The 13,900-nt window shown below is 61.7% G+C and carries 6 protein-coding genes and 2 pseudogenes; all 8 read right to left on the bottom strand.

Features of this window, described 5'->3' with window-relative positions; all coding sequences use genetic code 11:
• Positions 1 to 137 precede the first annotated feature (137 nt).
• Positions 138 to 2,957 (bottom strand): annotated as a pseudogene (locus tag ACE3PU_RS03045) (type I restriction endonuclease subunit R); the annotation flags it as partial.
• Between the two features lie 19 nt (positions 2,958 to 2,976).
• On the bottom strand, positions 2,977 to 3,888 hold the full coding sequence (locus ACE3PU_RS03040; RefSeq protein WP_374386510.1) for a GIY-YIG nuclease family protein: 912 nt from the start codon (positions 3,886 to 3,888) through the stop codon (positions 2,977 to 2,979).
• A 707-nt stretch (positions 3,889 to 4,595) separates the two neighbouring features.
• Positions 4,596 to 4,709 (bottom strand): annotated as a pseudogene (locus ACE3PU_RS03035) (hypothetical protein); the annotation flags it as partial.
• Between the two features lie 455 nt (positions 4,710 to 5,164).
• Positions 5,165 to 7,000, bottom strand: a complete 1,836-nt coding sequence (locus ACE3PU_RS03030) for an N-6 DNA methylase (RefSeq protein ID WP_374386508.1) — start codon at positions 6,998 to 7,000, stop codon at positions 5,165 to 5,167.
• Positions 7,001 to 7,526: 526 nt separating this feature from the next.
• Positions 7,527 to 8,726 (bottom strand): hypothetical protein, encoded by a 1,200-nt coding sequence (locus ACE3PU_RS03025; RefSeq protein ID WP_374386506.1) that lies wholly within the window; start codon positions 8,724 to 8,726, stop codon positions 7,527 to 7,529.
• A gap of 679 nt (positions 8,727 to 9,405) precedes the next feature.
• Positions 9,406 to 10,344 (bottom strand): TniB family NTP-binding protein, encoded by a 939-nt coding sequence (locus ACE3PU_RS03020; protein WP_374386504.1) that lies wholly within the window; start codon positions 10,342 to 10,344, stop codon positions 9,406 to 9,408.
• Positions 10,341 to 12,509, bottom strand: a complete 2,169-nt coding sequence (locus tag ACE3PU_RS03015) for a Mu transposase C-terminal domain-containing protein (RefSeq protein WP_374386502.1) — start codon at positions 12,507 to 12,509, stop codon at positions 10,341 to 10,343. Before ACE3PU_RS03015 ends, ACE3PU_RS03020 begins: the two co-directional genes overlap by 4 nt.
• Positions 12,506 to 13,324, bottom strand: a complete 819-nt coding sequence (locus ACE3PU_RS03010; protein WP_374386500.1) for a TnsA endonuclease N-terminal domain-containing protein — start codon at positions 13,322 to 13,324, stop codon at positions 12,506 to 12,508. Before ACE3PU_RS03010 ends, ACE3PU_RS03015 begins: the two co-directional genes overlap by 4 nt.
• Between the last annotated feature and the right edge of the window lie 576 nt (positions 13,325 to 13,900).

Here is a 13,900-nt window from a genome sequence, read left to right as displayed (position 1 = left end):
ATAATGGCGTCGAGAAGCTCCTTGCCGAGGGTTGGGGAGCTGGCAAACTGGGCCTTGGTGTTGTTGCTGGCCTGCTGGATCAATTCGTCGGATTCCAGCAGCTTCCCCTTGAGCACCTGGTTCACATAGACCAGCTGATCGCTGTCCGTCGTGTCCGCTCCGAACAGTTCATTCACCCGAGCGATGATCTCGTCGAGGATCGCTTTCTCCTTCTCGTGGATGCCGCCTGAGCCCGCCTCGGACATGCCCAGCAGCTTGGGCGCATCGCCCGCCGCATAGGTCAGGTCGCGCTTGCCCTCGTTCTTCAGGGTGTGGTGGGTCAGCTTGATGCCGGTCAGGTCGACGCCTTCCCGCTCGCGCCCGAAAACCAACAGCGGCAGCAGGCGACGATAGAAGATAGCGCGCTTTTCAACGTCGGTGTTGCCGTAGTCGATGATCTGGCTGAGGAAGCTGTAGAGCCGAAGATAGGCGCCCATATCGCCCTTGAAGAGTTCCAGCGCCCCCATGTGGTCTCGCGCGTTGGCCTCGCCTTGCGTGTTGGCGGTGGCCATCGCCGTCGTGAGGGCCTGTCGGGCTCCGTTGAAGGCCTTGAGAATGCGATCCGCGACCGGCTCCAACGCGGAGATCAGCTGACCCTGTGTGGCCTTCGGATCGAGTTCCACTTTCACGACCCGCTCGACATCGAGGTCGTCGTAGTGGCCGGCGGCGTCCAGCTTGGCCCGCAGGTCGAAGATTAGGTTCGGGTCGGTCGCGCTCTCCAGCTCGGCCGTCTCGAAATAGGTCCGGAAGGCCGCGAGGACCTCTTCGGAGCTGTTCACGAAGTCGAGGATGTAGGTCGTGTCCTTGCCCGGGTGCGACCGGTTCAGGCGCGACAGGGTCTGCACGGCCTGGATGCCGGCGAGGCGGCGATCGACGTACATGCCGCACAGTTTTGGCTGGTCGAAACCGGTCTGGAACTTGTTGGCGACCAGCAGCAGGTGGAAGTCCGGGCCGTCGAAGGCGTCGCGGATGTCGCGTCCTTTCAGGCCGGCGTTGAGCTCCTTGCTCGTCTCGGTGAAAGGCTCCACGCCGGAATCCTTGTCGTTCACCTCGCCCGAGAAGGCGACCAGGGTCCCGAGCGAGTAGCCCTTCTCCCCGATGTACTTCTGGATCGCCAGCTGCCAACGCACGGCCTCGATCCGGCTGCCCAGCACCACCATCGCCTTCGCCTTGCCCTCCATCAGCGGCTGGACGTTTTCGCGATAGTGTTCGACGACGATCTGCACCTTCTGGCTGATGTTCCAGGGGTGCAGCTGCACCCACTTGATGATCGCCTTGTTGGCGGTCGACTTCTCGACCTCCTTGTCGTCCCAGTCCTGGCCGTCATGAGCAAGGCGGAAGGCCAGCTTGTAGGGGGTGTAGTTCTTAAGCACGTCGAGGATGAAGCCCTCCTCGATCGCCTGGCGCATCGAATAGACATGGAAGGGCGTCGGCAGGCCGTCGTCGCCCTTGCGACCGAACAGCTCCATCGTCTTGGCCTTGGGCGTGGCGGTGAAGGCGACGTAGGTGATGCCCTTGTCGTCCGCGCGCCCAGCCATCTTGGCCGCGAGGATATCCTCGTTCGAAATCTCGCCCCCGTCCGCCAGCTCGGCAGCCTCGGCGGCCGACAACATCTCTTTCAGCTTCGAGGCGGCCTCGCCGGTCTGGCTGCTGTGCGCCTCGTCGGCGATCACGGCGAAGGCCTTGCCCTCGGTGGCCGCCAGGTCTTGCACGGCCTCAAGGGCGAACGGGAAGGTCTGGATAGTGCAGACGATGATCTTCTTGCCGTCGGCCAGCGCCTTGGCCAGCTGCCCGCTCTTGGAGCCGCTCTCGCTCTTGATCGTCTCGACCACGCCGGTCGTCCGCTGGAAGTCGAACAGGGCCTCCTGCAGCTGACTGTCGATGACGTTGCGGTCGGACACCACGATGACGCTGCTGAACAGCTTCTTGTTCTGGGCGTCGTGCAGCTCGGACAAGAAATGCGCCGACCAGGCGATGGAGTTGGTCTTGCCCGACCCGGCCGAGTGCTGGATCAGGAAGCGCCCGCCCGGGCCCTCCTCCAGCACCTTGGCCGCCAACTTCCGCGTCGCGTCCAGCTGGTGATAACGGGGGAAGATCACGCCGGTGATCGCCTTCTTGGCGTCTCGGCGGGTGACCAGGAAGCGGCCGAGGATCTCCAGCCAGCTGTCGCGCTGCCAGACTTGTTCCCACAGATAGGCGGTCGGGTGCCCGCCGGTCCCGATGGGGTTGCCCTTGCCGCCGTGGTCGCCCTGGTTGAACGGCAGGAAGCGCGTGGCCGGGCCTTCCAGCCGCGTGGTCATCGCCACCTCGCGGTTGCTGACCGCGAAATGGACCAGCGCCCCGCCCGGGAAGGACAGCAGGGGTTCGCCCCCCTGTCCCTTGGGTTTCGGATTCCGGTCGAATTTGTACTGGTCGATGGCGTCCTGCAGACTCTGGGTGAAGTCGGTCTTCAGCTCGGCCGTCGCGACCGGAATGCCGTTCAGATACAGGACCAAATCGAGGCAGTTTTCATTAGCGGTCGAATAGTGCACCTGCCGCACCACGCGCAGGCGGTTGGCCTGATAGCGCGCCGTGATGTCCGGGTTCATGCCCATGGCGGGCCGGAACTGGGCCATCGCCAGCCGCCCCTTGGCGCCCACGATGTCCATTCCGTTGCGCAGCACGTCCAGCACCCCGCGCTCGTCCAGCGACTTGCGCAGCCGGTCGGCGAGGATGGTCGCGGCACTGGCGCCGTGGGTCTTGGACAGGGCCTCCCAGGTCGCGGGCTGGGTCGCCTGAACCCAGGCGGTCAGGTCGGCGGGGAACAGGGCGCGGGCGCGGTCGTGGCCGGCGGCGTCGCCGGGCGCATGCAGCCAGCCGTCGGCGGCGAGGTGCACGCAGATCTCATCCTCGAAGGCGATTTCTTTGTGGATGGTCATGCTTTCCCCGAGCGCACGTCTAGTCGGCCAGTCGGGCCGCCTCCCAGTCCTTATAGGTCTGGCCGTTGGATGTTCTCCATACGGTTGTGCCGTTGACATTATAGCCGAGCACAACGGCGCCCGCCGCGCTAGGCGACCTAAAGGCGTAGCTGCTGCTGAACTTGTAATGCTCGCCGTCTCGCACCAGAACACCGGTCGCCACGAGTTCTCGTATGAGCTCTGAGTAGGACCCGATGCCGAGTCCGAAGTCGCTTTTCCCTTGGGCGAGCGATCCTGCCTGAACGACGAACTCCCCATCTATCAGGAGCGCGTCGGCGCGCAGTCCGTGTTTGCGATTTTCCAGGTGGAACGCCGTGGCCTCGGTAGCGGTAGGCATAGCCGTTGTCCGGGACGCCATTTCCACAGCGGGGCCGGTGGGTCGCATCTTCTGGACGAACATGTCGATCCGTACGGCAGGCAGGACCATGAACAGGTAGTCGAGGAAGGCTTCCATGTTCGCCCGCGCTGATTCCGACAGCCCGGGACGCGGCGGCGTGTTGCCGTTGTCTAGTGGCATGACGCCGACCTTGCGGGCCTCTTCGACCAGCCGAGATTCCAGAAATTTGGCGTGGGCCTTGTGCAGGTTGTTGGCTGCTGAGGTCACCAAGACGGCGGTGCTCCACCAGTCCTTGCTAGCTTCGTGGCTCTTCATCCGCGCGGCGATGTCCTCGCCTTCACCGATATAGGCCAGTGGCTTTCCGTCTCGCTCCCCAATCAGCAGGTAGACGCCGGTGAACGACGACTGCGTCCGCGCCAGCGCCTCCTTCAGCCGAGTGCGCGGCGCGACGAGGACGTGACCGGTCCAGTTGAAGACCTCAGCGGTGAGCATCCCGTCCGGGCGACCCTCGATGAAGTATAGTTCGAGGGACCGCCCCAAAACGCCCCCGTTCATGCCGCTTCCGCCCTTTCCATCGCGAGGCCGCGCACATCAATCTTGCCAGTGACGGCGGCGGAGATGAGAGCGGCGCGACGGTCTTGGAGGAGGCCAATAAACCGTTCTGATTGGCTGAGAAGCTCGTCATACTTGCCGATTTCTTGGTCGAGGAACTCCGCGATCTCCCCTTGCTCTTCGACCGGGATGACCGGCAATGGGACCTTCGCGAAATGGGAATACCGCAGCTCCTGACCATCACGAATGAGGTCCGTCGTAGACCGCAAGGCTTGGATATAGGGCAGGCACTTGAACAGGTAGGCGAAGAACGCAGCATGTACCCACTTGATGGGAGTCACCATGACGTAGTGAAAGCTGGTGCAACCTCTCAAGCGCGACCACTCAAGGCCGCCTTGGAAGCTCCTCATGCTGATGATGAAATCGTCTGGCTCGACGTGTCGAAGGCTGTCTTTGCCCATGATGACTTCGACGACCCTTCGCCCTTCGCGCTCGACGAAATCGGATTGAAGCAAAACACCGTACTTTTGGGAGGCGGTAAGCATCTGGTCTTCAGGTAGCGCGGGCTCGCTTCGAACCGCGAAGAGCCTTCGGCTTTGTGAAACCTCCCAATGCGCCGGCACTTTGCCCAGCCATTCGACGCCGGAGTCTTTCATCGGAGCGGCGGGGTCGAGGCCCTTGGTGACGGCGTGGGAGATGACGGCCTGGCGCTTCTCCTTCAGCAGCTCGATCAGCCGCCGCTGCGCCTCCACCAGCGCATCGATCTTGCCCGTCTCCCGGTCGAGGAAGGCGGCAATGGCGGCCTGTTCTTCGAGCGGGGGAAACGCCAACGGCAGGCCTCCCATGAACTCCCATCCGACCCTCGGCATCCGAGCGCCGAAGGTCGAGCCGTTCAGCTGAGACACGACTTCACGGGTTCGCAGTTGGTAGGCTGCAAACTGTGGAAGCACCGTTTTTTCGCTGCGGAGCACGTGAAAATCGCCGACGGCCTCGCCGTGCCGCTCTGTGACGTAGACCTTCGATAGGTAAGGGCGCAGCTTTCCGTAGAGGATGTCACCCGCTTCGAAGCCCACACCTTCGCCCTCGAAGTCGGAATCCGTTTCCACAAGGCGACCAGACCAACTTTCAATGTTCTCAAGCCCGACCGCCCATGAACGTCGGTCGGTCCGTTCCGTAACCAGCCGAAGGCCTCGCTTCAGCGACTTGACGTCCCAGTGGCTCGGCACCACTCCGAGCCACTCGACCCCGCAGTCCCGATAACTCTCGTACCTCGGTACAGTCACGCCGCCAGCCCCTCGATCATCGCCTTAATCCGGTCGGTCACCGCCAGCAGGTCGGCGTCGATCTCGGCTAGGTCACGCGGCGGCTCGAACACGTAGAAGTGCCGGTTAAAGGGGATTTCGTACCCGACCTTTGTCTTGCTTTCGTCTATCCAGGCGTCGGGGGTGTGGGGCACAATCTCACGTTTGAAGTAGGCCTCGACGTCCTCCGCCAGCGGCACGTTCTCGGTCTCACGCAGGGTGCTGTCCGGCTGGGGCTTGCCCTTGGCCTTGCCTTTCAGCCCGACCACAGGCTGGCCCTGGTCGTCCAGCAGGGGGCGTTCGACGGTGATGGTGCGATAGCCGAAGGCCTCGTTGTCGAAGAGGCGCGAAAGCGGCTGCAGCCTGACCTTAACGCCCTCGGGTGCGGCGGGCGGGGTCTCGCCATCGATCACAACCTCGCGCGCGATCTCCTTGCCGGCGGCGTCGATCATGGTCGCCAGCTGCGCCGCCTCGAAGCCGCCGAACAGGCGCGTCACCATGGCGATGTCGTCGTCGGACATCTCGCGCCGCTTGGAGCCCAGGCTCTTGCGCATCTTCCGCCAGAACACGCTGGCGTCGATCAGCTGCAGCTTGCCCTTGCGGCGCGCCGGCTTCCGGTTCGAGACGATCCAGACATAGGTGGCGATGCCGGTGTTGTAGAACATGTCCGTGGGCAGGGCGACGATGGCTTCGACCAGGTCGCTTTCAAGCAAATAGCGCCGGATTTCGCTCTCGCCCGAACCCGCGCCGCCGGTGAATAGGGGCGAGCCGTTCAGGACGATGCCGAACCGGCAGCCGCCCTCGGAGGCGGGCCGCATCTTCGACAGCAGGTGCATCAGGAACAGCAGCGACCCGTCGGACACCCGGGGCAGGCCCGGCCCGAACCGGCCGTTGAAGCCCTGTTGCTCATGCTCCTGGCGGACGACCTTCTCGACCTTCTTCCACTCCACGCCGAACGGCGGGTTGGACAGCATGTAGTCGAACTTCCGTGTCGGATGGCCGTCGTTGGACAGGGTGTTGCCCGGCATGATGTTGGCGACTTCTTGGCCCTTGATCAGCATGTCCGCCTTGCAAATGGCGTAGGACTCGTCGTTCAGTTCCTGGCCGAACATGGTCAGGCGCGCGGTCGGGTTGAGGCCCGCCAGATAGTCCTCGGCCACCGACAGCATGCCGCCGGTGCCGGCTGTCGGGTCATAGATGGTCCGCACCACGCTGGGTTTCGACAGCAGGTCGTCGTCCTCGACGAACAGCAGCGACACCATCAGCTTGATGACCTCGCGTGGGGTGAAATGCTCCCCGGCGGTCTCGTTGGAGAGTTCCGCGAACCGTCGGATCAGCTCCTCGAAGGCCAAGCCCATCTGGTGGTTGTCGACCGAGCCAGGGTGAAGATCGATGCGGGCGAACTTCTCGGCCACCTGATACAACAAGCCCGCCTTGGCCAGCCGGTCGATCTGGGTCGTGAACTCGAACCGTTCGAAGATGTCCCGGACCGCCGGCGAGAAGGCCTGGATGTAGGCGTAAAGGTTCTGGGCAATGTGGTCGGCGTCGCCGATCAGCTTCGCCATATCCATCGGCGAGATATTGTAGAAGCTCTGCCCCGCCGCGCGCAGCAGGAACGGCTCTGGGTTCAGGCCTTCTCCCGACCGCTTCTCGAGCTCCGCCAGCACAGCAGGCTTGGTCGCCGCCAGCACGCAGTCCAGCCGGCGCAGAACCGTGAACGGCAGGATCACCTTGCCGTAGTCGGACTGCCTGTAATCGCCCCTGAGCAGATCGGCGACCGACCAGATAAAGGCCGACATGGACTGATGATTCATGCGTTACTCCCGATACGGCGAGATAGCACACGAGAATGCACAACCATCAAGGCGTGCGCACAATTCTCGATAGACCACGCGGAGCCAATCCGGTCGATGCGTTCCGGGAATGCCGCTTATGCGCAGAGCGCGCCTCGCGCCCGTCAACGACGCGGAGCTGGACATCAATCCTTACCCTGGCGTTTAACGACGAACGTCGCGGGCTTGTGCATCTCCAATCGCCATCGATCGGCAGCTGCAGGGGAGTACAGTCGCGCTAACACCAATGCGTGCCAGATGCGGTCACATCCGGTCGGGGGATCAGACCCTCGTCGCGTATTGCAGGCGAAGTGTTTAAGCAGTCCATTGATCAGGCTATGGCCCCCGCCTCGGCATTTTGGCACGACGTGATCATAGGTCGGATAGCTGGGGCGATCTCGCGGAAAACCCCGTCTGAGGCTCATCGGCTCGCCACATCCTGCGCACCGCCCGTTCTGAGCCCAATGTAGAATTCGACGCTGCCGGCTCCGACGCTTGACCTCGCCATTCATTGACCGGCCACCATCCAGCTCTCCATGAGAGCACGGTCGTAAAAGCCGTGCCCCAAGCTCCCGCCTGCGCTGAATGCCTGCAGCTCGGGCCAAAGTTGAGCCGGCAACTTCCCTATCCGGGCCGCGATCTCTCGCGTTGTGATCAGCCGCCGCCCCAGTGCTTCGACTTCTGGCCGGGCATATTGGGTAGCACCTTTGGCGACCATCGGTGTGAGGTACTTGCGATAACGTAGCCAGCTAACGTCTTGAGCCGTACAGTTGAGGTGCTCTTCCACCTCCGATGACGTCATTTCCTCACGCCCCCAATCGGCAAGGTCGCCCGCTTGAAAAGCGAAGGGGTGCCCACCTTCTGAGCCGCCCATGAGAATGTGCCGCGCGGTCACCGGATGAACTCTCAGGTCGATGACGCGATTCTCAGGGCGACCGCCTCGCAGCCCTCCAGGAAGGTCTCCGTTTAGCGCTGCTCTAAGAAGCCGCCCCCACGGCTTCGGCCTCCCTCCAACGCCCTGCATGACTTCTCGAAGAGGGACGTCCTCGTCAGAAGCATCAGGCATCGCCGCCTGCGCCAGCTGGTCTAGAAAAGCTTCGGCGCTTTCCCGGGTGATGTGAAGGCCGTCATAAACCAACCGTGCCGCAGCGCTCGTCGTTTCGGCTAGCATGCCGAGCCCAAGCAGCTGTTCCACCGCCGCACGATGCATGCCGGTGCGTGATTGAAACTCCCGCAGAGACATTTGTGCTCTCAGCTCATCGCGCATTCGGTCCACGTGCACTTTCTGGAATGAGCCGTGCGTACGGCGCTCGCCTCCAATCTTCACTTCAGCAGGCAGGAGACCAGAACTGGCGAGCAACTTAACGTCCCGCCGCTCGAGCCGCAGCAAGCCAGCGGCCTGGGTTGTGCTAAGCCATGTTGCCTCCCAGCCGGGCGTTATGTTGCCTTTTTCGGGCCGCCCAAACTGCAGAATTTTAATGACGTCGGCTCTCACTGCGGGCCTAAGCGGGAACCGCAGCAGAGTCTCGAGGCGTTTGCGAAACGCCGACACGACGCCAGCACCATGCTGATGAAGGTCCCAGTGCGCGCGGTGAAAATCTAGGAGAAATTGGCCAGCCGCCGCGACATCGCAGACTTCCAGATTCACGCGGCCAAGGATTGACGGATCGCGCATCACCCGAAGGGGGCGGGCGATGGCGAGGATCAAGTCGTAAACGTCTGTTGGGCATCGAGCAGCGTAGATTGGCGGCAAGGCCATCATCGACCTCTCCTGCGCGGCTTCGTCGCCGAAAAACCCAAGAATCCAAGTCAGCGCCCTGCGGTCCTGTCGAGGTACGGTCTGGCGCTTGGCATCCGAGACAGGCGTTCTGCAATGACCGCAGATGTGGAGCGCGGTTGCACTCATCCAGGTGAGGGGTAGGCATCCACGTCTCGGGCACTGACTAATCAACAACTCCCAGGTACGCGGACAAAAGCCCAGGTCTTTAACCATCCATATGGCTTGGTCGGGGTCGCCAGCTGCATGTCGCGGGGGCACACGCCGTATGCCGCTCTCTATTTGACCGGGCGTCAGCCAAACACCGCCGAGGCGTCGGCGACCGCCCTGCAGACCCTCCACGCCCCACAGTCGGGCCCACGCATCTGGGGGCGCCGCGAAGCTTGCAAATAGCTGATCGGCGACCTTCCCCACCTTGTCGATACAGTTTCCCGCTAACGTGACGTTTAGGCCGACCGATCCGAAAATCGGCCGGATTCCCGGAAGGAAGTTGGGTTCTACGTTTCGAAGCAGGTATCCCGGGAGTGTTTCCCCGGGCGCAGGCATTACGGGGAAGAGCATGCTCTTCCCCGTCTCCTGACGCGCCGTCTCCGGCAGCAAGTCAGATGAGCTAGGCATCCGACAACTTTCGGAACGGATTAGTCTTGGCGAAGGCCTGTGGGATGGCCCAGCGATCCACGGCCAACGCCAGGTCGTACAGTTCCAGCCTAGTTGCGCCACGCCGGATGGCGATATCCAGCGCCGCGAGAAACAATCGAGATACACGGCCTACGACCCCTTGCGAGACCTCAAACAGTCCGGGCAAAAGTCCCGCCTCACCGAGGCATGAAGGTTCGGGGAGTATATCCTGCGCGACGATGACGGCCTCCAGCTTCGCCACAAATGCAGCGAACAGACGCCGATCTTCCGCACTTTTGCTATTCAGAGGATCCAGATCGCACGGCGCTAGGAGCCGACCATTCAGCTGAAGGTTGCACTTGAACATTTGTTCGGCGTCTTCGGTGCCGAGGAACACCATCGGGACAACGCCGCCATCAAGCATGCCTTTTAGGGTGTCTGTGACATCGTTGTTTTGGCCGTTGCGGTAGTTTAGATGCTGCACCTCATCGACGATCAGCAACTCGGTTCTAAATCGTTCAATGCAGGCAAAAGCACGCCGCTTGAGAGTAAGCTCGTTTCCGTACGCAACATACGGATCGCCGAACTTGTTGAGAATCGACGTCATAAGTTTCTTGGACGTACAAGCTTTCTCCAGGTCGATCTTCAGGATCGGCAGGAAGGTGTCGGTGCGAGGCCTCCGCCGCTGCACTAAGTCAATGTAGGCCTCGGCTGCCTTGGATTTCCCCGAACCGGTGGGAGCAAGGATGCGCAGTCCCATCTGCGGCTTGCCGACGGTTCTCCGACCGAGCTTCTGCAGGTAGTCGAAGCGATCATGAAGCTCTACGTGCTTGGGGTAGGGGACGAAGATCGATCTGAAGCGGTCAATTTTTTCGGCGACGAAGTCGTTCAAGTCAGCGCCCGACGGCGGATCGGTGAAATCCTCGCTCATTGGAATTCCTTCCATTCGTCGCCCCCGTGATCGAACACCGGAAATGCTCCTGTCTCAGGTTCACACGATGTTTGCTGGGGCCGCCTGTGAGCGGGCTTTCGCTTTCTTCCCCTAGGTGGCCGGACGGGCTTGATGCCGTTGTCTGAGCGCTCGTTGGCGAGGGCGTTGGTGGGCACGATGGGGGCCATGCCGTCATGACGCGGCTCCGCATAGGCGATCCTCATGCCCTTGCCTGCGAGTTGCTGGATCCGAGGAGAGGACAACAGGCGCGCTGCGGTACGCTTGCGTCGGCCGAGCTGACCATCCGGCCACGCCTCCTCGAAGGCATCCTTCAATGCGATGGTCGCTTCCGCCTCCTTCGCGGCGCGCTCATCGCCCCCTTCGCGCTTCCATTCGCTGATCCGTTGGTGCCGCCAAAGGGACAAGCCGCCCGCGTACTCAGGATCTGCGCAGGGCAAGGTGACGTACTGGCCAGCCGGAGCATCCCAAACGTGGATCTCACCTAAGTTGGCCGGATTGTATTTGATCGTCACCTTGGCCCGGGCCGAGCCTTCAGCCTTACTGCGAACCGGCTCACGAGCGGCTAGCTTCTCCAAAAGCGGGCCAGTGATCGCTGGGTCATGATACTGCAAGTTAAAGATGGAGACGCCGGACCTAGAAAGTGTACGGGTCTCGTAAGCGCCAGCCATCTTGTCGAGCTGCTGCTCATCGCTGATGACCTGGATCCCGCATTCCCGAACACCTTCAGACCAAATGCGCACAGGTGCGGCGCCGAGCGTCCGGTGTTGCTGAAGGTGATAGGTGCTGATCGTCGCCCAGATGAGCCTTTCCAGCTGATCCAGGGTTAGGACTGCGTCCTTCCTCGGATCGAGTTCCCACGCGCGTAGTTGAGCGATTGGAAATGTCCCTCCAGGGAGCTTGCGATTCAGCATCGAGTTCAGCGTGCCGAAAAACCGTTCGACCACGGCCTTGTAGGTTGGAGAGCGAGTTGGCGCCCACCTCACGGTCGTACCGATGTCTGTCATCGCTGCTTCGAACGATGTGCCCGAAAACTCCCACCCGTTGTCGACAACGATCTCGTCAAACTTGCCGAAAATGTCCTCCAGTTCGGGATTGTCGGGATATTGCTCGCGAAGGTGAAGCTTGGGGCGGTTGGCCCGCTTGATGCACTCCATCACTGCGAAGAGAGATGGAGGTTCGAATGACAGGACCCACCCGACGATGCAGCGAGAATGAACGTCGATGAGGACAGTCAACGTAGGCCGTCCTAGCAGCCTCCACCCCTTGGCGTTGATCACTGCGAAGCAGTCCAGGATCGTGTGATCCATCGCGCCCAGTAACAGCGGGCGGTTGGACACCAGCCCCTTCCCGCAGGCTTTGAAACGCTTGTCGGCCTCCTTTGGCCCGTACTTGGCGGCGACCGTCTCCCAGCACTCGGTCAATCGTACGTGGAGGCGAAAGCTTTCCTTGCTGGGAACCGCCAACACCCGGCGTTCGTGACGGCCAAGCCACCTATTGATCCTGGCAACTCTCGTACAAAGGCGTGCGTACGCTTCGCCGATGCTGGTCCCTCGCTCGGCCCAATAAGCCATAGCGCATCGATGCATCTGACGGTGGATACTTGGAGCGAGGCGCAGTGATCGAGGTACGCGGCTAGACATGCTAGTCATCGACCGAAGCTGACGTAGTCCCGGAGCCCCACGGTCGTTTAGCCATCGCCGGACGGTCGAGGGAGCAGGTTGCCGATGCTTGCCCAACTGCAGCGGCTTAGCCTTCCAAATCGAGGCGACTGCTCGCCTCAAGCCTTGGTCGCTGCGCGAATAATGACCCATGCGGTCCAGACCGATCAGTACTGCTTGGCGAACGAACGCACGGGGGTCTCGCGCAAGGATCGCTTCGAAGGAGTCCTCTCGGCGCTCCGCGATTCTTCGAGCTTTCGAACCGCCGACCGCGTCGATGCGTCGAGCCGACCCAGAAGCTATCTGCGCCTTAAGCCACGCCATGGTGGGCGACACGACCCCGCCGTCCCCGACGTCCACCTGGTAGGGTGCGGATGTGCGCTCGGAGCGCAGCAGTAGGAAGCCGCCGCCCATCACCTGCTCGAGATAGTGGCGCTCACCGTCGATCTCCCAGAGCTCGCCGGTCTTCAGCTGAATGTCGATCATTGGACTGCCTCCAGCGGACCGACGGGGGGCTGCGAGCTGACTGCTACGACCTCGCTATCGATGCTGAGCCGTTCCGAAAGGTCGATGCGAACGATCCGGCCAACCATCATCGCCTTCAACTTGGCCATTCCGACGGGCCGGCCACCGATGAGATCAGCCAGTGATCCAAGGGCATGCCTACCGCAGGCATCCAGACGGTCGAGCACGCGGTACACATCCATCTCGCCGTAGTTGGCAAGCCGCCAGGATTGAACGTCCTGGACGTTGTCGAAACGTATCCGGGGCTTGAATAGCGCTTCACGATACATCACCCGGAAGCGCCACCCGATCTGGCGACAAACTTCGGCTACACAATCGAGTTTGAGCGCGTAGTTGGGATCCTTCTGGAAACGCCGATCATTCTTGATCTCGACGACTTCCACCAAGCCGCTATCGAGCAAGCGTACGGCGTCGGCTATGTAAGTCCGCTTCTCGCCGTCGAGGACGAACTCGAACCGAAATGGCTGCGCTCGGTAGTCGACGACGGCTGTGTCGACCTCACTGTGCATCAGGAATGCGCGCTCGTTCATTCCTTCAAACGGGAACGCCCGGCCGGCTTTCCTGCTGGCGTAGGCGCCCGTCGTGATGCGTCGGCGACCAGTAATGATGGTGCGGATCGGCTGGCCCTTTGGCGTGATCACCAAAGTGGCGGAAGCCGCCAGGGCCTCCCAGCACCATGTTGTAACGGCAGGCGTTGCGACCTGCTCCAACGCATGCGCCAAGGTATCCGCCTGCATAATGGCAGGCGTGCGAGGGTTATGAGCGATGTTTGTCATCCTCAACTCCATGGATTTTGATGAAGTTGGGAACCGTGCAAGCGAAGACGGCCGGCCTGACTTGGAAGGCCGTTGACTTCGTATCTCATTGGGGAGATGCTCTGCCCATCGTCGTCAAACGAAGGGACCTTGCTTGGTTCCCAACAGAAGCCCGGGGTGGCAGCCCCGGGTTTTGTTGTTTCCGCCTCTAGGCGACGGATATTGTTGGATTTCTTAGGGCGGCCTCACGTCTTCCTCCGGCACTGCTATGGGCGAGGCGAAGCGCGATCTAATAAGAGCATCGCATAGGACTCACCGCTGGACGGGCGGGAGTTTCGCAGGCCATTAGCCAAGAGTCCAAAGTAATAATTTTGCTTACGGACGGAATGTGTCGGTCAGCTGTAATATATGTTCTTTGCAATATTCAGTGCGGACGGAGGGGCGAGTATCCGGCGTTAATTCTAAGCCAGATTCAGTTCAATCATGATCGACCGTTTGGTCGCATCCACATTCCGCTCAAAGGCCGCATGACGCCAGTAGTAGGCATTTGCTCTGCGCCCGGAATCCGACGTCCGGCTCGGAAGAGGCTCCAAGCCC

It is taken from the genome of Brevundimonas sp. (genome assembly GCF_041911375.1).
Taxonomy (GTDB): domain Bacteria; phylum Pseudomonadota; class Alphaproteobacteria; order Caulobacterales; family Caulobacteraceae; genus Brevundimonas.
This window is presented reverse-complemented; position numbering and strand designations above follow the sequence as displayed.